Source organism: Winogradskyella sediminis (assembly GCF_003387355.1).
Lineage (GTDB): Bacteria > Bacteroidota > Bacteroidia > Flavobacteriales > Flavobacteriaceae > Winogradskyella > Winogradskyella sediminis.
Window position 1 is genome coordinate 1,436,806 of record NZ_QUNH01000001.1, and the last position, 21,421, is coordinate 1,458,226.

Annotated in this window: 18 protein-coding genes; 7 read left to right on the forward strand and 11 right to left on the reverse strand. The window is 33.4% G+C overall.

The window, feature by feature from the left end:
* Positions 1 to 19: 19 nt before the first annotated feature.
* The 5 genes from wecB to C8N41_RS06050 all read left to right on the forward strand — a co-directional run bounded on the left by wecB (position 20) and on the right by C8N41_RS06050 (position 6,062).
* The gene (wecB, locus tag C8N41_RS06030; RefSeq protein WP_115838572.1) at positions 20 to 1,117 is read left to right on the forward strand and encodes a non-hydrolyzing UDP-N-acetylglucosamine 2-epimerase; all 1,098 of its coding nucleotides are present in this window, start codon (positions 20 to 22) and stop codon (positions 1,115 to 1,117) included.
* Positions 1,118 to 1,240: 123 nt separating this feature from the next.
* Complete coding sequence (locus C8N41_RS06035; protein WP_115838573.1) at positions 1,241 to 2,347, forward strand: MraY family glycosyltransferase; 1,107 nt, start codon at positions 1,241 to 1,243, stop codon at positions 2,345 to 2,347.
* Positions 2,348 to 2,443: 96 nt separating this feature from the next.
* Positions 2,444 to 3,202: a polysaccharide biosynthesis/export family protein gene (locus C8N41_RS06040; protein ID WP_115838574.1), complete on the forward strand. Its 759-nt coding sequence runs from the start codon at positions 2,444 to 2,446 to the stop codon at positions 3,200 to 3,202.
* A 4-nt stretch (positions 3,203 to 3,206) separates the two neighbouring features.
* A complete protein-coding gene (locus tag C8N41_RS06045) occupies positions 3,207 to 5,543 on the forward strand; it encodes a GumC family protein (protein WP_115838575.1) in 2,337 nt (778 codons plus the stop codon).
* A 99-nt stretch (positions 5,544 to 5,642) separates the two neighbouring features.
* Positions 5,643 to 6,062: a CBS domain-containing protein gene (locus C8N41_RS06050; protein ID WP_115838576.1), complete on the forward strand. Its 420-nt coding sequence runs from the start codon at positions 5,643 to 5,645 to the stop codon at positions 6,060 to 6,062.
* Between the two features lie 313 nt (positions 6,063 to 6,375).
* Here C8N41_RS06050 and rpe read toward each other — a convergent pair whose 3' ends face one another.
* The 9 genes from rpe to rpsO form a co-directional block, all read right to left on the reverse strand.
* Positions 6,376 to 7,038: a ribulose-phosphate 3-epimerase gene (gene rpe, locus C8N41_RS06055; RefSeq protein ID WP_115838577.1), complete on the reverse strand. Its 663-nt coding sequence runs from the start codon at positions 7,036 to 7,038 to the stop codon at positions 6,376 to 6,378.
* 277 nt (positions 7,039 to 7,315) lie between these two features.
* A complete protein-coding gene (locus C8N41_RS06060) occupies positions 7,316 to 8,179 on the reverse strand; it encodes a sigma-70 family RNA polymerase sigma factor (protein WP_092444769.1) in 864 nt (287 codons plus the stop codon).
* A 94-nt stretch (positions 8,180 to 8,273) separates the two neighbouring features.
* Entirely contained in the window at positions 8,274 to 8,648 is a 375-nt protein-coding gene (locus C8N41_RS06065; RefSeq protein WP_092444767.1) for a hypothetical protein, read from the reverse strand.
* A gap of 89 nt (positions 8,649 to 8,737) precedes the next feature.
* Positions 8,738 to 9,946: a glutamate-5-semialdehyde dehydrogenase gene (locus tag C8N41_RS06070; protein WP_317124570.1), complete on the reverse strand. Its 1,209-nt coding sequence runs from the start codon at positions 9,944 to 9,946 to the stop codon at positions 8,738 to 8,740.
* Between the two features lie 16 nt (positions 9,947 to 9,962).
* The gene (gene proB / locus C8N41_RS06075; protein WP_115838579.1) at positions 9,963 to 10,742 is read right to left on the reverse strand and encodes a glutamate 5-kinase; all 780 of its coding nucleotides are present in this window, start codon (positions 10,740 to 10,742) and stop codon (positions 9,963 to 9,965) included.
* Between the two features lie 4 nt (positions 10,743 to 10,746).
* The gene (gene proC, locus C8N41_RS06080) at positions 10,747 to 11,553 is read right to left on the reverse strand and encodes a pyrroline-5-carboxylate reductase (protein ID WP_092444761.1); all 807 of its coding nucleotides are present in this window, start codon (positions 11,551 to 11,553) and stop codon (positions 10,747 to 10,749) included.
* A gap of 293 nt (positions 11,554 to 11,846) precedes the next feature.
* Positions 11,847 to 13,283 (reverse strand): glycosyltransferase, encoded by a 1,437-nt coding sequence (locus C8N41_RS06085; protein ID WP_115838580.1) that lies wholly within the window; start codon positions 13,281 to 13,283, stop codon positions 11,847 to 11,849.
* 445 nt (positions 13,284 to 13,728) lie between these two features.
* Complete coding sequence (locus C8N41_RS06090; protein ID WP_115838581.1) at positions 13,729 to 15,978, reverse strand: polyribonucleotide nucleotidyltransferase; 2,250 nt, start codon at positions 15,976 to 15,978, stop codon at positions 13,729 to 13,731.
* Positions 15,979 to 16,169: 191 nt separating this feature from the next.
* Positions 16,170 to 16,439 (reverse strand): 30S ribosomal protein S15, encoded by a 270-nt coding sequence (gene rpsO, locus C8N41_RS06095; protein WP_092444757.1) that lies wholly within the window; start codon positions 16,437 to 16,439, stop codon positions 16,170 to 16,172.
* A gap of 192 nt (positions 16,440 to 16,631) precedes the next feature.
* On the opposite strand from rpsO, the gene C8N41_RS06100 reads away from it, so the two are divergent.
* The gene (locus C8N41_RS06100) at positions 16,632 to 17,738 is read left to right on the forward strand and encodes a sensor histidine kinase (protein WP_115838582.1); all 1,107 of its coding nucleotides are present in this window, start codon (positions 16,632 to 16,634) and stop codon (positions 17,736 to 17,738) included.
* 131 nt (positions 17,739 to 17,869) lie between these two features.
* Positions 17,870 to 18,982 (forward strand): sensor histidine kinase, encoded by a 1,113-nt coding sequence (locus C8N41_RS06105; RefSeq protein ID WP_115838583.1) that lies wholly within the window; start codon positions 17,870 to 17,872, stop codon positions 18,980 to 18,982.
* 69 nt (positions 18,983 to 19,051) lie between these two features.
* Here C8N41_RS06105 and accD read toward each other — a convergent pair whose 3' ends face one another.
* Complete coding sequence (gene accD / locus C8N41_RS06110; protein WP_115838584.1) at positions 19,052 to 19,909, reverse strand: acetyl-CoA carboxylase, carboxyltransferase subunit beta; 858 nt, start codon at positions 19,907 to 19,909, stop codon at positions 19,052 to 19,054.
* 296 nt (positions 19,910 to 20,205) lie between these two features.
* Positions 20,206 to 21,273, reverse strand: coding sequence for a class II fructose-bisphosphate aldolase (fbaA, locus tag C8N41_RS06115; RefSeq protein ID WP_092444749.1), 1,068 nt, complete (start codon positions 21,271 to 21,273; stop codon positions 20,206 to 20,208).
* Positions 21,274 to 21,421: the final 148 nt, after the last annotated feature.

The following is a 21,421-nucleotide window of genomic DNA, read 5'->3' on the forward strand; positions in this document are numbered from 1 at the left end:
CAGTCAATTTAATTTCAATATGTATAAAATCACAATAATTGCTGGTGCAAGACCAAATTTCATGAAGATTGCACCTATTATTCATGCCATTCAAAAAGCCAAACAAGAAAATGTCGACATTGATTATCGCTTAGTTCATACAGGTCAACATTATGATAAAAATATGTCGGGTAGTTTTTTTGAACAACTAGAAATTCCTGAACCACATGTAAACCTAGAATGTAGCGGAGGTACTCAAGCAGAGCAGACGGCAGCAATTATGATTAGCTTTGAAAAAGAACTAATGGCAAATCCATCGGATTTGGTACTTGTTGTTGGTGATGTCACCTCTACAATGGCATGTGCACTAGTGGCGCAAAAATTACATACCAAAGTAGCTCATGTTGAAGGAGGTATACGTTCCGATGATTGGTCTATGCCCGAAGAAATTAACCGTTTGGTAACCGATAGTATTACGAACTACTTTTTTACAACTTCAGAAACAGCAAATACAAATTTGAAACAAAGTGGAGTAAAAGACGAGCAAATATTTTTCGTAGGAAACACTATGATTGATACATTGTTAAAGCAACGTCCTAATTTTACACAACCTAAAGTTTGGAACGCATTAGGATTGGAAGAAAGGAATTACATCGTAATGACACTGCACAGACCAGCAAATGTAGATGAGGAGTCACAGCTAAAAGATATGATTGACGAAATCATTGCGAATACGCAAGATCTTCCCTTAATTTTTCCGGTACATCCAAGAACAGCAAAAATTTTAGAACGCTTAAATATTAGTCATTTAAGATTACACACCGTACAGCCGTTAAGTTATTTAGAGTTTAATTATCTAGTAGAAAAGGCTAAAGCCGTAATAACAGATTCGGGTGGGATTACAGAAGAAGCATCAATTATGCGCGTACCATGCTTAACGTTGAGAGATAATACCGAACGACCAGAAACGATTAGCTTAGGTACAAACGAATTGATAGGGACTAACCCTAAAAATCTAAAACCATATTTAGAGACTTTGTTCGCTGATGATTGGAAACAAGGAAATGATATTCCTTTATGGGATGGCAATACAGCAACCAGAATTATTTCTACGATAACTTCAGTTATTAATAAATAGTTATTTTTATATTAAATTTAACACACATTTATTTTAAAATAGTTATCAGGAAAGTTACTAGCGCAATAATTTGTACCTTGCCAGCAAATCTGAGATGTCTTAAATACAGATATCAATTTTACTATGATCAAAATCTTACTTGAAAATTTTAATCCAGAAAATAGACCTTTTGTTTGGTTGGTATCTGCTTTTATTTTGGCTTTTGTTATTGCTTATAAAACTTTTCCTACTATTTTGTATGTCTCTAAGACTAAACATTTAATGGATGAGCCTGACGGTCGGAGTATGCACTCTAATAGGACACCTACTTTAGGAGGAATTGGGATATTTTTTAGTGTAGTTGTAGTAATGACTATTGTTGGGGCAATGCTTAATACTAAGGTGTTATTGCTGGTAATGGGAGGCTTAACGATATTGTTTTTTCTAGGTTTAAAAGATGATTTAACGGTCTTGTCAGCACGGAAAAAATTTACAGGCCAAGTATTGGCGGCTGCATTATTAATTTTATTTACTGATACTAGAATTATTGGCTTTTCTAGAATCTTAGACGTAGATGTACTACCGTATTGGGTTTCTATTTTCTTTACCTTGTTTGTCTATATTTTAATCATAAACGCTTATAATTTAATTGATGGAGTGGATGGGTTAGCCGGCAGCGTCGCCCTATTAATCAGTGCAGTGTTTAGTGTGTTATTTTATAATTCAGGTGATTTAAGTTTAGCAACGATATCCGTGGCTTTAATTGGGGCATTAACGGCATTCTTGAGATATAATTTCTCAAATAATAAAAAAATATTTATGGGCGATACAGGGTCTATGATTGTTGGTTTTCTTATAGCATTTTTTGCTATAAGTTTTATTTCTCAAACTCAAAATGACACAACTTCTCTTTATTTTGGTTCGTCACCTGCTTTAATTTTAGCAATGTTGTTTTACCCATTAATGGACACTTTTAGGATATTCTTTATTAGAATTTTTATTCTTAAAAAGAGTCCATTTGAAGCCGATCGAAATCATGTACATCATCGATTTATTTTATATGGTTTTTCTCATCTGCAAACAACATTGACTATTGTAATTATAAACTTATTTATAATTATTATAGCATTCAATATGTTGCATTTAGATTTAAACATGCAAATTGCTTTATTACTAGTTTATGGAACAATAATGTTTTATGCACCGTTTATAATAAAAAGAAGATTTCGGAAAATAAGAAAAAAGAGTTGAGGTTTGTTTAGAGTATTCATTAGATAAGGTTAATAAAAGTATGAACTTGAGATAACTATAAATACTTTATATTTGCCGTCCATTAATAAAAATTATATGCGAATTAAAATTTTAGTAATACTGTTGCTAATTGTTGTAGCATCATGTGCTTCAAAAAAGGACATCTTGTATTTGCAAGATGCAGATTATAACAGTAATACGCCTATTGACTATCAGGAAGTTACTATTCAGCCTAACGATATTTTAAAAATTACAGTGGAAAGTTTAATTCCAGAAGCCGTAATTCCTTATAATAGAGTCGTTTCTGGAGCTTCAATAAATTCTATTGAATTAATACGATTAGAAGGCTATTTGGTTTCTAATGAGGGAACTATTAATTTTCCGGTTTTGGGAGAGATCTCAGTTTCAACTTTAACGATTCAAGAGGTTGGTGCTAAAATAGAAGATTTATTAATTGAAGGAGGACATTTAAAAAATCCATCAATTAATGTGCGCTTATTAAACGCTAAAATTACAGTATTAGGAGAAGTGAATAGACCAGGAACATATACTTTTACGGAACAGAATATTACCTTATTACAGGCTTTAGGTTATGCTGGGGATTTAACTATTAATGGGAAAAGAAATGACATTATTATAACTCGGGACGTTAATGGTGTGCGTAAAATTTCGCATATAGATATAACATCTACAGACTTCATGAATAGTGAATACTATTATATAAAGCCTAATGACAATATAATCGTTAATCCTAATGACCCTAAAGTTAAAGAATCAGGATTTATTGCAAATGTTGGCACGGTTCTAACCATTGCGTCTTTAGCCCTTAGTATAACCATTTTATTGACGCGATAACATTATGGATAATTCATTTAATAATAGGTATGCGTTTGAGGACGAGGGGAGTATTGATTTAAAACAAGAAGTTAGTCGATATTTAAGATATTGGCCATGGTTTGTTTTAACTCTTGTTTTAACTACGCTTAGTGCTTTTTTGTATTTACGTTACACGGCACCTGTATATGAAACGTATTCTAAGGTTAAAATTTTAGATGAATCTGATGGTTTAGAATTACCTACGTCTGCTTTTATATTTAAACGATCAAATATCAATTTGGAGAACGAGATAGAGATATTAAGTTCCTATTTGATAATGAATCGCGTTGTGAGAGAACTGAATTTAACAACAAGTTTTTATGAGGAAGGTACCATTCAAACTTCAAAATTAGAAGCCTTTCCTTTTGCGTTTGAACAACTGATTGAGCCAGATAGTATAGTAAAGAAACAATCGTTTAAGTTAAGTATTACAAATGAAGGACTCTATATCACCGATTTAATTTCTGAAAAAGTATTTGAATTTCCAGATTATAGAACGGAAAACGCTGTGGACAGTTTACCTTTTATGGTTAATATGGACACTTCAGCTTTACAAACAGAATTAATAGGTAAAACTTATATAGTAAACTTTAACCCGATAAAAAATGTAGCCCTAGGCTTAAAATCTAAAATTAGTGTTGAGTCTATAGGAGAGCAAAGTGATTTACTGAAATTGAGTATTAAAGGGGAAAATAGAGTCCTTTCAGAGAAGATACTAAATACGTTAATGGATGTATTTGATAAAGATGGTATATCTGATCGACAGCTTATTTCTAAACGAACTTTGAATTTTATAGATGAACGCTTTGTATTTTTAGCAGAGGAATTAGACTCTATAGAAGTTGACAGAAAAGATTTTAAACAGCGGAATAATTTAGTTGATATTACAGTAGATGCCCAACTAGGGTTAGAACAACGTACAAAGTCGGAACAAGAAGTATTTCAGATCGAGAGCCAACTAGAACTTACCAAGTTGTTAGAAAATTCACTTAACGCAGATTCTGAATCCGATTTATTACCCTCTAATATTGGTGTAGATAATTCGGGGATTAATGTGCTAATTGCTGAATATAATAATGCTGTAATCAATAGAGATAAGTTTTTAAATAGTGGTGGTGTAAATAACCCGTTGGTAAAGCAGGCTGTATCTCAAGTAGAGGAATTAAAATCTAATATTAATAGATCTTTAAAAGCTTATGTTAGTCAATTAGAGACATCAAGGGAACAACTAAATGCTAGAAATCGAGGATTTGTTGGTGAAGTGTCTCAAATACCTGAAAAAGAAAAACTTCTTCGTGCTATTAATCGTCAACAACATATTAAAGAGAGCTTATACCTTTTATTGCTACAAAAACGAGAAGAAGCAGCTATTAATTTAGCGATTACAGAACCTTCAATTAAGGTCGTTGAATATGCTTTGTCAGGTTTTGAACCTATTTCGCCAAAGCGTAATATCGTGTTTGCTGGAGCTATTTTAGTAGGGTTGTTATTACCGTTTGGGATTTTGTATCTTATTTTTATGTTAGATTCTAAGCTTCACAGTAAAGAGGATATTACTAAAATAAATTCAAAAACACCGCTTATTGGTGAGATTCCTGATGTAAAGCAAAAAGAAGAGAATGTCTTTGATGACCCTAATGCAAGAACTGCTTTAGCTGAATCTTTTAGAATTTTAAGCTCTAATGTAGATTTTATATTGCCTGCTAAGAATGATGGAAAAGCAAAGGTGGTTTATTGTACCTCTACCATTAAAGGAGAAGGGAAAACGTTTGTAAGTCTTAATTTATCTTTAGCCTTATCTAGTATTAACAAAAAAGTCTTATTAATTGGTGCCGATTTAAGAAATCCTCAAATTCATAATCATATTCACGAGGATAAGCACAAACCAGGCTTATCAAACTATCTTCATGATGACAGCTATGATTGGAAAGAATCTTTAATCAAAGGCTTCGAAAAGCACCCCAACCACAGTATTTTATTATCTGGTGATATTCCTCCAAATCCTGCACAGCTTCTTACTAATGGCCGTTTTACAAAGCTGATAGAAGAGGCTAAAGAAGAGTACGACTATATTATTGTAGATACAGCACCAACAATTTTGGTTACGGATACCATGTTAATATCACAACTTGCTGATGCTACAGTATATTTAGCTAGGGCGAATTATACAGAAAAGAATCTTTTAAATTACTCTAAAGATCTTGCTGAAACAGGCAAATTAAAAAATGTTGCTTACGTTATTAATAGTGTTGGGGCGAGTAAATCTTATGGATACGGTTATAACTATGGCTATAACTATGGCTATGGGATCAAAAAGTAACTTATAATGCCTCTGCTATTTCTGGAGACGTGATATTTGTCATGTTTTATCCGTGTTTTATAAACTACTTTTAATAGTGAATTATAAAACTAAGAGGTCATGAATACTAGAGAGCCAGTAGCTTCAATAATGTCTACTAACATTATTACGCTTAATAAAACCGATGAACTTGAAACGGCAGAACACCTATTTAAAAAACATAAAATTAGACATATACCTGTCGTAGAAGCCGATCGCATTATGGGGATTCTTAGTTATACGGATTTATTACGTATTAGCTTTGCCGATGCTATTGACGAATCGGAAACGGAAATCGAAACCTTAGTTTACAATATGTTTACTATTGAGCAAGTTATGGCCAATAATGTCACTACTGTTTCTTCTAATACCAGTATTAAAGAGGTTGCTAAAATCTTATCCGAAAAAGAATTTCATGCCATTCCGGTCGTTGATGAGGATCATTTAGTAGGCATAGTAACCACTACGGATTTAATCAATTATATGTTGAAGCAATTTTAAAGTGATGATGTGATGGGCTTAAAATAAGTCGGCGCGTTATGTTTTAAGCTAAAAACATGTAAGAAAATACTTTGTTTATAAAGCCTTTAGCTACTCCGTACTAACTCCGTACATACTCCCTACATACTCCGTAGTTAATCTATGCACCATATTTATGATAAATAGACAACTACGAGTAAATAGAGTAATAAATTAAAACAACCACAATTAAGTGAAAGAGGAGGTTTATGTGTAAGCTGCTTAAGCCTTATTAAAAAAGGCTACAGACATTACCAATAGGACGAATTAGCTGTACCAATAAAATAATTTTAATTTAGGAATTAGCCAACGCTTTCAAGGTTTTAATAGTTGCCGTTGGGTTATCACTTTTAAAAACATGGCTGCCTGCAACAAAAGTGTCAGCTCCTGCTGCTACGAGTTGTTCGATGTTTTTGTCAGTGACACCTCCATCAATTTCGATACGCGTATCTAAACCTTGCTCGTCAATCATTTTTCGAAGGCTTTTTACACGTTTGTAAGTGATGTCTTCAAATTTTTGACCTCCAAAGCCAGGATTTATAGACATTAATAATATCATATAACATTCCGGAAGAATATCTTCTAAAACATTTAACGGAGTGGTAATATTAAGGACAACACCAGCTTTGCAACCTGCATCCTTAATTTGGCGTAATGTACGGTGTAAATGCACGGTAGATTCATAATGTACCGTGATGATATCAGCTCCAACTTTAGCGAATTCCTCGATATAGCGTTCGGGCTGTTCTATCATTAAATGAACATCCAATGGTTTTGTAGCGTGTTTTTTTATGGCAGCAATTACTGGCATTCCATAAGAAATATTAGGAACAAAATGTCCGTCCATAACATCGATATGAAACCAATCTGCATCGCTATTATTTACCATTTCAGTATCGCGTTGAAGGTTGCCAAAATCTGCAGCAAGCATTGATGGAGCAATTAATTTAGAAGCCATTTTGTGTTGTGTTTTTAAGTTGCTGCAAATGTACTTAAAATGTCATAATTAAGTCTTGATTTTAATAGTAAAAGAAATAGGGAAGAAACGTGCACATTTTAATAGATGGTACAATATAGAACTGTCGAAACAGGTCTACTATTATAGCATCTAAGACCGCTTTAAAAAAGTGAACCCACGGTAATCAGCCGTGGGTTCTTTCATCAATCAAAAAACGAACAGTTATGTTTGTAACTGTTGTTACCATTATTAGGTTAGTCGTTAAATATACTAATAACTAACCTAAATATGTCTTTAATATTTTACTTCGAGACGTATGTTTTAAACGTCTAATCGCTTTTTCTTTTATTTGTCTTACACGTTCACGTGTTAAATCGAAAGTTTCACCAATTTCTTCTAGGGTCATTGGGTGCTGACTAGCCAAACCAAAATACAAACGGATGACATCAGCTTCACGAGGTGTTAAAGTCTCTAATGCACGTTCAATCTCCGTTCTTAAAGATTCGTGTAATAAATCTCTGTCTGGATTTGGTGATTCACCACTACGTAAAACATCGTATAAATTTGAATCTTCACCTTCAACTAAAGGAGCATCCATACTGACGTGACGACCAGAGTTTTTCATAGACTCTTTAACATCGTTAATAGTCATGTCTAATTCCTTGGCAATTTCTTCAGCAGATGGTGGACGCTCATGGCTTTGTTCTAAAAAGGCAAAGGTCTTATTAATCTTGTTAATAGAACCAATTTTATTTAATGGCAAACGTACAATTCGAGATTGTTCTGCTAAAGCTTGAAGAATCGATTGACGAATCCACCAAACAGCATAAGAAATGAATTTAAAACCACGTGTTTCATCAAAACGTTGTGCCGCTTTAATTAAACCTAAGTTACCTTCATTAATTAAATCTGGTAAAGTTAAACCTTGATTTTGATATTGTTTAGCCACAGAAACCACAAATCGTAAGTTAGCTTTAGTCAATTTTTCTAAAGCAATTTGATCTCCAGCTTTAATGCGTTGAGCTAATTCTACCTCTTCGTCTGCTGTAATAAGATCGACCTTACCAATTTCTTGTAAGTATTTATCTAAGGATGCAGTTTCCCTGTTAGTAACCTGCTTGGTAATTTTAAGCTGTCTCATTTCTATTTAAGATTTGTGCAATTTAACAACAACATGTTGCTTTTATTATACGCAACAGTGTTATAAAATGTTACACAATACTAATGATTTTTTTTTAAATCTTTAGTAGTTTAACGGTTTCAAGGTTGATAGCATCTACCGTTTCGTTGGTAAATTTATAGTGACCTCTCATGGTTATTAATCGAAAACGATATGATTTTAACTGGCTCAAAGTTTTTAGAAACAGCCATTTAGATTTTAATAATCTGGGTTTTTCAGACTTGAGACTGAGATCAAAAATATGTTTACGTCCTTCTTTTTCTGCCACAATATCTGGTGTAACGTCAACGTCACTTCCTTTTTTATGATAGGATTTTGGGGTCTCATAACCTTTTAAATCGGCTTTAATATTTGAGTACCCTAAATTTTCAAGGTAAGATATGGAGTTACTTAATTCTTCGGCGTATTTAATTTTGTCTTGTGTAATCATAACCTTTATTATAAGGTTTTTTTGTGTAAAATCCTAATTTTCAGATGTTAAATTTATGAGTTAGTACAGTGAAGACCTTATACATGGTTTTAAACACGCACTTGGCCATCACCATAAACGTAATATTTGTTGGTTACTAATTGGTTTAATCCTAAAGGTCCGCGATGATGAAGTTTGTCTGTACTGATGGCTAATTCAGCACCTACTCCCATTTGGCCACCATCCGTAAATCGGGTCGATGCATTATGATAAACCGCAGCACTATCTACATTGTGCATAAAGGTCATAGCTTCTGCTTTTTCTTCCGTAATAATGGATGCCGAATGTTTACCAGAGTATTTATTTATAGTTGCAATGGCATCCTCTAACGATGACACTTCTCCTATAAGTAATTTTAGTGCTAAAAACTCTTCATACCATATATGGTGATCAGCAATGGTGTTATGCTCTGGTAAAATATCAGAGATTTTATGGTCGACTAGAATTTCAACATGATGTTGTTCTAGTTTTTGTTTAAGCATTTTTATTTTAGTGGCGTACTGTGGTAAATTTTTATTTATAAGGACCTTGTCTAAGGCATTACATCCAGATATTTTATCTGTTTTTGCATTGATAATTACGTTTACAGCTTTGCTCCAATCTGCATGTTCAGAGACATACAAAAAGTTATTGCCACGTCCGCTGACCAACACGGCACAAGTAGCATGTGTTTTTACAAAGTTAATTAAACGCTCACCTCCTCTAGGCACTATCAGATCTAATGGTTCTGTTGGATTTTTAAGAAATTCTTGAGTTTCTTCACGTTTTAAATGAAGTAATTTAATCCAGTCTTTAGATAATCCATTGGCTTCTAAGGCTTCGTGCCAACACTGTTCTAATACAAGGTTACTGTGAAGTGCTTCTTTTCCACCTTTTAATAAAATCTTATTATTTGCTTTAAATGCTAAAACAGCGGCTTCGATGGTAACATCTGGTCGCGATTCGTAAATGATAAGAATGGTGCCAAAAGGAGCGGTTGTATTTACTATATTGAGTTTGTTTTTTAAGGTCGTATTAGAGATTTCTTTGCCTACGGGATCGTCCTGAAGCATTACCGCTTCTACAGCAGCTAACATTTCATCTACCTTTTTATCATTGACTATAAGACGATCGTATAAAGCTTGATCCTCTTTCTGAAAGGCATCGAGGTCTTTTTTATTTGCTTCTATAATTGTATGTCGTTCTCGGTCTAAAATCTGAAGCATTGATTTTAAGACGTTATTTTTTATTTCTGTATTTAAAAGTTTCATAGGTCTTATTTTAACTTGAAATTGTTTAGGCACTAATAAATTTTGTACCTATTTCTTTATTATTAATAATGTCTACGATGACATTTTCTTTTTTACCATTAGCGATATATGTTGGGATATTTTTATTCGCTGTACCCTTTGCTATTTTTAGTTTCGACGCCATGCCTCCACGGCCTTCTCCTTCTTTTTTATTGGAATCTTGAACGTATTTTTCAACATTCTGATTGGTAACTACAGTGTTTAATAGTTTTGAATCATCATCGTCCGGATGGCCATTATACAATCCGTCGGTATCTGATAATATAATTAACCTGTCGGCATCTATAAGTTCTGCAACCAAACTAGCCAATTCATCATTATCTGAAAACATGGACATGGTTAGTGAAACGGCATCATCTTCATTGGCAATAGGAATAACTCCTTCTGAGAGTAAACCTTCATAGCAATTAATCATATTTTCACGGTGTTTCCCGGTGTCAAAATCTCGTTTCGTCGCTAAGACTTGTGCACATCGCATGCCGTAATCGTGAAAAAGACTGTAGTAATGTCTCATCATTCGTGGTTGTCCAACAGAGGAGTAAACCTGCCGTCTAATAGACTTATCTTTTATAGTGGTTTCTCCTAATATTTCCATGCCTGCCATTGCAGAACCTGAAGATACAAGTATAACCATAATGTTCTTTTCGTATAGCACAGAGATTTGTCTTACAAGTTCACGCAATACGGGTCCTAAAATTCTATTATCTTTATTTGTTAATACGTTGGTACCTACTTTTACGACCACACGTTTGACTTCTTTATTCATAATTTTATTTGTCTTTTCCCAATTCTACAGCACGATCAAAAGCAGCGTATGCGGCATCTTGTATCAACTGTTTTACATTATTATCTTCCATAGAATCAATGGCGGCTTGGGTGGTACCTCCTTTTGATGCTACTTTATCAATCCAAGATTTTGGTGATATATTATTTTGGTTGAAGAGTTCAATAGCGCCTTCAAACGTGCTACTAACTAATACTTTTGAGTCGTAACTTGAAAACCCCATTTTTAAAGCTGCTTCTAACATGGATTGCATAAAATAGAAGACGTAAGCTGGTCCACTTCCTGAAATACCTGTGGAAGCATCAATAAACTTTTCTGTTTTTACATAAATGGACGTTCCCGTGGTATCCAATAAATTGCGAACCATAATAAGTTCTACTCTAGAAACAGATTCCGATGCTGTATAAGATGTTACGCCTTTACCAACTTGCGCAGGTAAATTTGGCATTGTTCGTACCACCTTTTTAATGTTTAATTTGTCTTGAATGGTGTCTATAGTTACACCAGCCATAAGGGATACAAAAATTTGATGATCGTTGAGCATTGCACTCATGTTCTCGAATAAGCTATCACTGTGATAGGGCTTTACAGCAATAAATACAATATCTGCGTTGGGTAAACACTCGTCTAAATTCTTGTAAACAATAAATCTAGAATCTTTACTAAGGCTTTCAATTTTTTTTGGATCCGTATCATAAATTTTTAATTTATGTTTACTGAGAAGAGGCGATTCTGCCATACCCTCAGCATAGGTTAAGCCCATGTTTCCGGCTCCAATCACTAATACTTTCATAATTTAATTTAGTTAATATGTTAACTGTCAGTTGCCTTTATAACCACAACTACTATGCGATAGTGCCAAATTGAAATTATGATTTAAAGATTTTTGAAATCCTAAGACTTTTATGTAATTAGTTGTGATATTGAAAAGTTTGTTGTAGAAATACTTATGATATCATAATTTGAAAAAAAATGAAGTTTCAAAATTATGACAAACTGTCGGTGACAAATTGTGGAATTTCATAGAAAAAGCCTATAAACATTAAGAGTATTATAGGCTTTTTAAATTTTTGTATGTAGTGATTTTTATGGCACTTCAACAATGTCTCGTGTTAACCAACCTCTTCTGCTCGCTGTTGCAATGGCATAAGGTGTAATCCAGAACAACGCAAATGTAAACAGAATGCTATACGAATATGCCCAAAAACCTTGAGTGGTTTTATACTGACTCGTAAAAAAGATGACTGAGAATGTTGAAACTACTAAAATAGTTACTAATGTAGATCCTAAGAATAATAAGGGGTGTACTAAAACAAAGAATAGCATAGATAGTAATAATGGATAGCTCATTAATATTTTAACGAATTGACTAATAAATAGAATACGCGTTCCCGTTTTGCCTTTAGCTCTAAAATTTGAAAAAACATACTTTGCCATTTCTAAATTCTCTCGTACGTTACTGCGTCCCCATCGTATAAACATTTTATATAAGCCCATATATTGTTCAGGGACATTTGTATACGCAACAGCATTTTTTTGAAATAAAACATGCTTTCCTTGTTTTAAAATCATATTGGTCATGGCTCTATCTTCACCAATATCAGATGGTTTTCCCATAAATGTTTGATTTATCCATTCGGGTAAACATTCGTGGACAGCTGTACTACGGTATGCTGCTAGCGCACCAGGAGTACACAATACTGAATTTAAATTACTTTCTGCAGAACGGACAAACTCAAAACTCAATACAAAACTTACGTCTAGCATTTTAGGAAGCATCTCCTTTTTGTTATTTAACACTCTAATATTACCGGCTACGGCACCACAATTTTCATCTTTAACAAATGGACTTACTAAATTTCTGAGGGTGTCTTCTGTAACAATAGAGTCACTATCTACTGTGACATAAATCTCTCCAGTCCCTAAATTAAATCCACGATAAAGTGCATGTCGTTTTCCTTGGTTTTCTGGTTGTTGGTAAATCTCTAAACGATCTCCTAGACTCTTTTTTGCATCTTGCATCCATGTCCATGTATCGTCTTTACTACCATCGTCAATAGATATAATTTGAAGTTTATCCTTTGGATAATTACTATTGGCTAAACTCTTTAATGTTTCCCAAACTTGCTTTCCTTCATTGTATGCTGGTACAATGACGGTACAAGTAGGTAGCTCATTATCTGATACTGAAGCAATGGGTTTGTATTTAAAATAATTATAGGCTTTATATAAAAAGAACAGTACTTTAAAACCTAAGAGGGTAGTGGCTATAGCAATAAAACTATATCCAATGGAAGTACTCATTTTATCTGCATTTAGCTGTTCAAAGTCACCATAAAAAACCGATAAAAAATAAACCCCTAAAACCAATAGTAAAAACGTACTGAATAGGACAATTTTATTATATGGATTTTCGGCTTTAGATTTACTATTGAGCAGTAAATTAAACTGATTTGATAGTTTATGAGTTATATTTTTTGAGTCTGAAAGATTACTATTTGAGGGTGTTGTTTTCGAAGCCATAAATTTTGTTTATGATGTGATTGATTAAAGTAGATGTACGATGGCTTTTAGGTTTTAGATTTTATTTAATTTTTTTTTAACAGATTCTGATGGCCTTTTAAGAGATTTTAAAAGATTAAAGTTTTGTTGTGGTATGTTGATATTTAGTGTGTTACGAAGTGTTGTTTTGTTTGAAAAATTAGGTTGTAAGAATATTTCTATATTTAGGCAGTACAGGTCTAGCTCATCTTAAAATGAAAATATGAGATTTTTTTACTAGTAAGTGTTAAACAGACTATGCTGTTTTGTGAAGAAAGTGTGAGTTTATTTGAAAGTCTTGACTACGATATTTTAAAGAACACCCTAGAGTCTTTTTTATTATAGTGAAGTTGGTAAAATATAATCATAAAAAAAAGCCTATCGAAATTTGATAGGCTTTTACTAATATAATAAGAAGACGTTAATCTTACTTTTTATCTTCTCTAGGCTTACGATCATCACGTCTGTTATCACGTCCGCGATTATCTCTTCCTCTGTTATTATCACGTCCACCAGAACGTTTATCATCTCTTGGTGGTCTTGCTACATAACCTTCTGGTTTTGGTAACAATGCTTTACGAGATACTTTTTCTTTACGAGTTCTAGAATCGATACCAAAATATTTTACATCAAAAACGTCACCCATGTTTACCACATCAGATACATTTTCGGTACGTTCCCAAGCTAACTCAGAGACGTGTAATAATACTTCGTTTCCTGGTGCTTCTGTATATTCTACTACAGCACCAAAATCTAACATTTTAATCACCTTAACTTCGTAAACACTACCCACGGTTGGTTTAAACAAAAGGGCATCAATTTTTGCCATAACAGCATCAATCCCTTTGCTACCAACACCTAAAATTTCAACAATACCTTCTTCTGTAACAGGGTCTTCGTTGATAACGATAGTGGTTTCAGTTTCTTTTTGCATTTCTTGAATCACTTTTCCACCAGGACCAATTAACGCTCCAATAAATTCGTTTGGAATACGTCTAGATACCATTGTAGGTGCATGATCTTTAACATCTGTATTTGGTGTTTCAATAGTTTCGGTAATTTTACCTAAAATATGTAAACGACCTTCGCGTGCTTGTTTTAATGCATTTACAAGAATCTCGTAACTTAATCCTTTAACTTTGATATCCATTTGACAAGCCGTAATACCATCTGCGGTACCAGTAACTTTAAAATCCATATCTCCTAAGTGATCTTCATCACCTAAAATATCAGATAATACAGCGTATTTTCCAGAATCTGCATCAGAAATTAATCCCATGGCAATACCAGAAACAGGCTTCTTTAGTTGTACACCAGCATCCATCATAGCCATTGTACCTGCACATACGGTTGCCATAGAAGAAGAACCGTTAGATTCTAAAATCTCAGACACCACACGTACTGTATAAGGACAATCTTCAGGAACCATACCTTTTAAAGCACGTTGTGCTAAGTTACCATGACCAACCTCTCTACGAGATGTTCCACGGATAGGTCTTGCTTCACCTGTAGAAAAAGGTGGGAAGTTATAATGTAAATAAAAACGCTCTTCACCTTCGTAAGACGGCATGTCTATTTGGTTAGCTTCTCTACTTGTACCTAAAGTTACTGTGGCTAAAGCTTGAGTTTCTCCACGGGTAAAAATAGACGATCCATGTGTAGATGGTAAGTAATCTACCTCACACCAAATTGGTCTAATTTCATCCGTTTTACGTCCATCTAAACGTAACCCTTCATTTAAAGTTAAATCTCTAACAGCAGCTTTTTCTGCTTTGCTATAATATTTAGAAATTAAGCCGCCAAAATCTTCTTGTTCTTCTTCTGTAAAAGACGCTTTTATTTCTTCTTTAATTTCATTGAAAGCAGCGCTACGTTCGTGTTTTGCAGATGCAGCTCTTGCTACAGCATATACTTTATCGTAAGCCATATCGTGAATTTTCTTTGCTAGATCAGCGTCTTCGCGTTCTGGCTCATACTCACGTACTTCTTTTTTACCAAAAGCTTCAGCTAATTTTACTTGAGCTTCACATTGTACTTTAATCGCTTCGTGTGCAAACTTAATGGCTTCAGTCATTTCTTCTTCAGAAATCTCATCCATTTCACCTTCAACCATCATAACAGAATCTGCAGAAGCTCCAATCATCATATCGATATCAGACTCTGCTAATTGAGCTCTTGTTGGGTTGATTACAAATTCACCATTAACACGACCAACTCTGGCTTCAGAAATTGGACATTCAAATGGGAAATCTGATAATTGAATAGCTGCTGAAGCTGCTAAACCTGCCATAGCATCTGGCATAACGTCATCATCATGAGACATTAATTGAATCATCACCTGAGTTTCAGAATGATAATCTTTTGGGAATAACGGACGTAAAACACGGTCTACTAAACGCATCGTTAAAACTTCTCCGTCACTTGGTCTCGCTTCTCTTTTAAAGAAACCTCCAGGGTAACGCCCTGCAGCAGCAAATTTTTCTCTGTAATCTACCGTTAAAGGTAAAAAGTCAACATCTGCTTGTTTGTAATTGGAAACAACTGTACATAATAACATACATTTTCCAGACTGAACAACAACAGAACCATGTGCCTGCTTTGCCAATTTTCCGGTTTCGATAGAAATTTCTCTACCGTCACCAAGGTCTATGACCTCTCTAAAAACTTTTGGAATCATAAATTTTTTAATTCTAATTAAACAATGGTCGTTGTGTTGTTGTGTAGTTGTTGTTTGTGACCAATGAAAAACCGCGAATCCTAAAATCACTTTAGGATTTTTCTGCTATTTTTTTTACGATTGTTTTACTCTTCCGTTTGAGTTATATAAAAACAAAAAGCCACGCTAAATGCGTGGCCTTTATATTGAGATTATTTTCTTAATCCTAATTCTTTAACTATCGCACGATATCTTAAGACATCTTTCTTAGTTAAGTAGTCTAGTAAAGCACGACGCTTACCTACTAATTTTACTAACGAACGCTCTGTGTTAAAATCTTTACGATTTTGTTTTAAGTGTTCTGTTAAGTGATTAATTCTTGCCGTAAATAATGCAATCTGTCCTTCTGCAGAACCAGTGTTTTTTGCATCACCACCATGTTTTTTAAAGATTTCCTCTTTAGCTTTTTGATCTAAATACATGCTAATATTATTGTAAATGATTTTTATGTACACGAAAGCCTCTCTTTCGAGCGGCAAATATACTACTTTTTTGTGATTTGAAATTTTTTTCGTAACTTTTTGATATCCTAAAGAATAGATTTATGCCCTAATTACGATTTTCCCTAGTAATAAAATAGCGTTCAATAGATTAATCCTTATTAAACGATATGTATGAAAGTTTCAAATCATTTACGGAATTTCTCTAACGCTTACGACGTTTTAGAACGCACATTTAACAATACTTATAATGGTATTGCAATTGTAAATTTAGATGGGAATTGGTTAAAAGTGAACCAGAGTGTCTGCGATATTTTTGGTTATACCAGATGGGAACTCTTTAATATGGATATACACAATATTGTCTATGCCCAAGATCTTGGTGTTCACGAAGAAAAATTTGATAATCTTATTAATGGAAATATTAGTAAATATCGTGTAAAACAACGCTATTTTCATAAGGATGGATCCATTCTGTGGCTACTAATTTCGGTGTCTTTGGTTTATTTTAAAGCTGGAAGACCTCACATGATTTGGCAATTTACCGATATTACAAATCGGCAAAAAAACCAAGATAAGCTTAAAACAATGCTCAATGTGGCAAGAGAACAAAATGAAAGGCTCACTTCGTTTGCTAATATTGTAACTCATAACTTAAGGTCACATTCAGGAAACTTAGAATCTCTAACGGGTTTTTTGGAGGAGGATTTTTCTAACTTAAGAGAAAATGAAAACTATCAATTATTAAAGAGAGCTATATACAATCTTCAAGAAACGGTATCTCACCTCACAGAAGTGGCTAAAATTAGAGAAATCGAAGATTCTAAAATGGAAATCCTAAACCTGTATGATTATACCGAGAAAGCGACCTATAATATTATTGCACTTGCACAGAATGCCGAGGCTGTGATTTACAATCTTATTAGTGAAGATATTTTAATAAAGGGAATTCCTGCTTATTTAGATAGTATTATTCTAAATTTTCTTACCAATGCTATTAAATATAAATCGGAAAACAGAAAGCCAATCATAGAACTGTCGTCTGAAGTTGTAGATGACTTTGTAGTACTCCATATAAAAGACAATGGTCTCGGCATTGACCTAGAACGGTTTGGGGACCAATTATTTCAAATGTATAATACCTTTCATTATAATGAAGATGCTGTGGGTATTGGTCTTTTTATCACTAAAAATCAAATTGAATCTTTAGGAGGAAAAGTAGAGGTGAAAAGTGAAGTGGGTGTAGGGACGGAGTTCTCTGTCTTTTTTAAGAAAGCCTAAATGCTGTATTAGCTAGTATTTTCAAATATTTATGCTTATCTTTTTAGTAATTATGATAACTAAATAATCTATTGAGTTAAACCAATTAAGGGTATAATTTAATTTTGTTTTCCAATTCTTAATGTTAGCCCATGCCTAAAAATCTCAATCGATTAAAAAACAAAGTTTTTCAAAATATTTTTGAGAATGCTAACGGAGGAATCTCTATAGTAAGTCTTGATGGTGTTTGGATAAAGGTCAACCAAAGCATCATCAATTTATTAGGATATGAAGAAGCCGAACTGTATAAGCTAAATTTTAGAGATATTACCCATCGTGATGATCTTGAGTCTGATCTTACACATATGCAGCAATTAATAGATGGTGAGATTGATAATTATCAGATAGAAAAACGGTATTTTCATAAAGAAGGTTATGTGGTATGGACACTACTATCCGTATCTTTAGTAAGGGACGAAAATGATGAGCCTATTTATTTTATAGCGCAATTAACCGATATTTCTGATCAGAAATCAGCAGAATGGCATTTAGAGGTTTTAATGAATGTTATTAAAGATCAAAATAAGAAACTAAAAGATTTTGCACATATTGCAACCCACGATATACGAACACACGTCGGAAATTTGTGTTCTATAACTGAATTTCTCGAAGAAGAATTAGAAGGGACTTTAAAATCTAACGAGAATTATAAGATGTTAAAGGACGCTTTAGGAAATCTTGATGACACTATAAATCATCTTAACCTAATGCGATTAAATAAACCTAAAAAATTCAATATTTTAAACAGATTACCCTTACATAATTATATTGAAAATTCAATCTATAATGTAAGTGCTATAGCAAAGAAGGAAAACTGTAAAATAATAAATAAGGTAGATAGAGAATGCTATATTATGGGTATAGAAGCCTATATAGATAGTATTATTCTTAACTTTCTAACTAATTCAATTAAATATAAATCCAACGACAGATTAGCAACTATTGAACTCTCTAGTAGTTTAAAAGACGAATTTGTAGTACTTAAAATCAAAGATAACGGATTGGGAATAGATTTAAAATCCAATAATGATAAGTTGTTTACGTTAAATGGGACGTTTCACAATCATCCAGATTCTCGAGGAGTTGGTTTATATATCACCAAAAACCATATTGAAAGTATTGGCGGAAGAATTGAGGTAGAAAGTAAAGTTAACGTTGGGACGTGTTTTTCCGTTTACTTTTTAAGCGGTCTACAAACGGCCTAATGAGAGTGTCAGTTATAAAAATAAAGCAAAAAAAAAAGAGGTTTATATACCTCTTTTTTATTTATTGATTTATGCGCGTACAGGTTGATTTTTAATTAAATCGATGTACAAGTTAACACGATTCTTAAGATCTTTTCGATGTGTAATAAAATCTAAGAAACCATGCTCTAATAAAAATTCTGAAGTTTGAAAGCCTTCTGGTAGCTCTTTTCCTGTAGTGTCTCTTACAATTCTAGGACCTGCAAAACCAATAAGTGCTCCTGGTTCTGCGATATTAATATCTCCAAGCATTGCAAAAGAAGCTGTTGTACCTCCTGTAGTAGGATCTGTACACAAAGAAATATAAGGAATACCAGCATCTGCCATCTGTGCTAACTTTACAGAGGTTTTGGCTAATTGCATTAGAGATAAAGCGGCTTCCATCATACGTGCACCTCCAGATTTACTAATAATCATTAAAGGGGTTTTCTTTTTTATGGCATAATCAGCAGCTCTTGCTATTTTTTCTCCTACCACACTTCCCATAGATCCTCCAATAAAACTAAAATCCATACAGGCAATAACTAAATCTTGACCTTTAGATTTCCCAACAGCAGTACGCACGGCATCGTTAAGTTTTGTTTTAGCCTGAGCCGCTTTTAAACGGTCTGGATATTTTTTAGTGTCTTCAAATTTTAATGGATCTTTAGAGGTTAAGCTCGGATCTAATTCCTTAAACTTATTATCGTCAAATAAAATTTGAAAATATTCATTACTACCAATTCTTACGTGATAGCCATCTTCAGGACTTACATAAAAATTTTGCTCGAGTTCTTTGGTATCTATTATCTTACCCGTTGGAGATTTGTACCAAAGTCCTTTAGGTGTGTCTTTTTTTTCTTCGGTTGAGGTATGAATACCTTTGTCTTTTCTTTTAAACCAAGCCATATGAGGTTACGATTTTAGTCCTGAGATGGTTTTACTAAGATACTTTTGCTGTATTTAGCTTAAGCACTATGTAAGGTGATCTTCAGGAAAGTTTTGTGATTATTGATGTGATCTCTAATCGTTTTTTAGTTAGTTATGTTTTACTATTATAAAGCGTACAAACTTACTATTTTATTAAATATAACTCAAAAATAGAGAAAAGTATCTCAAATTTCGAGTTTTGTTATGCAAATAAAAACCCATTAAAACTCTGATTACAAGTTCTAATGGGTCAATAAATATTTAATAAAATATCCTTATAAAGTATCTACATTATTTAAATCTTCGAACGCTTTTTTAAGTCTTTCAACAAAAGCATCTTCACCTTTACGTAACCAAACGCGAGGATCGTAGTACTTTTTGTTTGGTACATCGTCTCCATCAGGATTTCCTATTTGAGTTTGTAAAAAGTCTTTTTTATCCTGAATATAATCTCTTACACCACTTAAAAATGCATATTGCATATCGGTATCAATATTCATTTTAATAACTCCGTAACCAATTGCTTCTCTAATTTCTTCTACTGTAGAACCAGATCCACCATGGAATACAAAATCGATATGATTGTGCTCAACTCCGTATTTAGACGTAATATGCTCTTGAGAGTTTTTTAAGATTTTTGGAGTTAACTTAACATTACCTGGCTTATAAACACCATGAACGTTTCCAAAAGCAGCAGCAATAGTAAATTGATCACTTACTTTGCTTAACTCTTCGTATGCATAAGCAACTTCTTCAGGTTGAGTGTATAATTTAGAATCGTCTACATCAGTATTATCTACACCATCTTCTTCACCACCTGTAATACCTAATTCAATCTCTAAAGTCATACCCATTTTGCTCATACGCTCTAGATATGTTTTACAGATTTCTATGTTTTCTTCAATTGGTTCTTCAGATAAATCAATCATGTGAGAACTATAAAGTGGTTTTCCGGTGTCTTTAAAATGCTGTTCACTAGCATCTAATAAACCATCAATCCAAGGCAATAATTTCTTTGCACAGTGGTCTGTATGTAAAATTACAGGAACACCGTAAGCTTCTGCCATAAGATGAACATGTTTAGCACCTGCAATAGCACCTGCAATAGCTGCTTTCTGATCTTCATTGCTTAAGCTTTTACCGGCATTAAATTGCGCTCCACCATTAGAGAATTGAATAATTACTGGTGCATTTAATGCTTTTGCAGTTTCTAAAACAGCATTGATTGTGTTAGAACCAATGACATTTACAGCTGGTAAAGCATAGCCATTTTCTTTAGCATGATTAAAAATATTCTGAACTTCTTTTCCTGTGGCAACGCCAGGTTTAATATTATGACTCATAATTTTTTGGATTGAAAATTTAGTTATCAAAAATACGTAAAATTTCAGTATTTATAATGCCTAATTCGTTATAATATATCGAAAACGTTGTAGTTTTTTAGAAGCGGTAAATGCTAAATTATGGAATACGTTAGCATAAATATTGAAA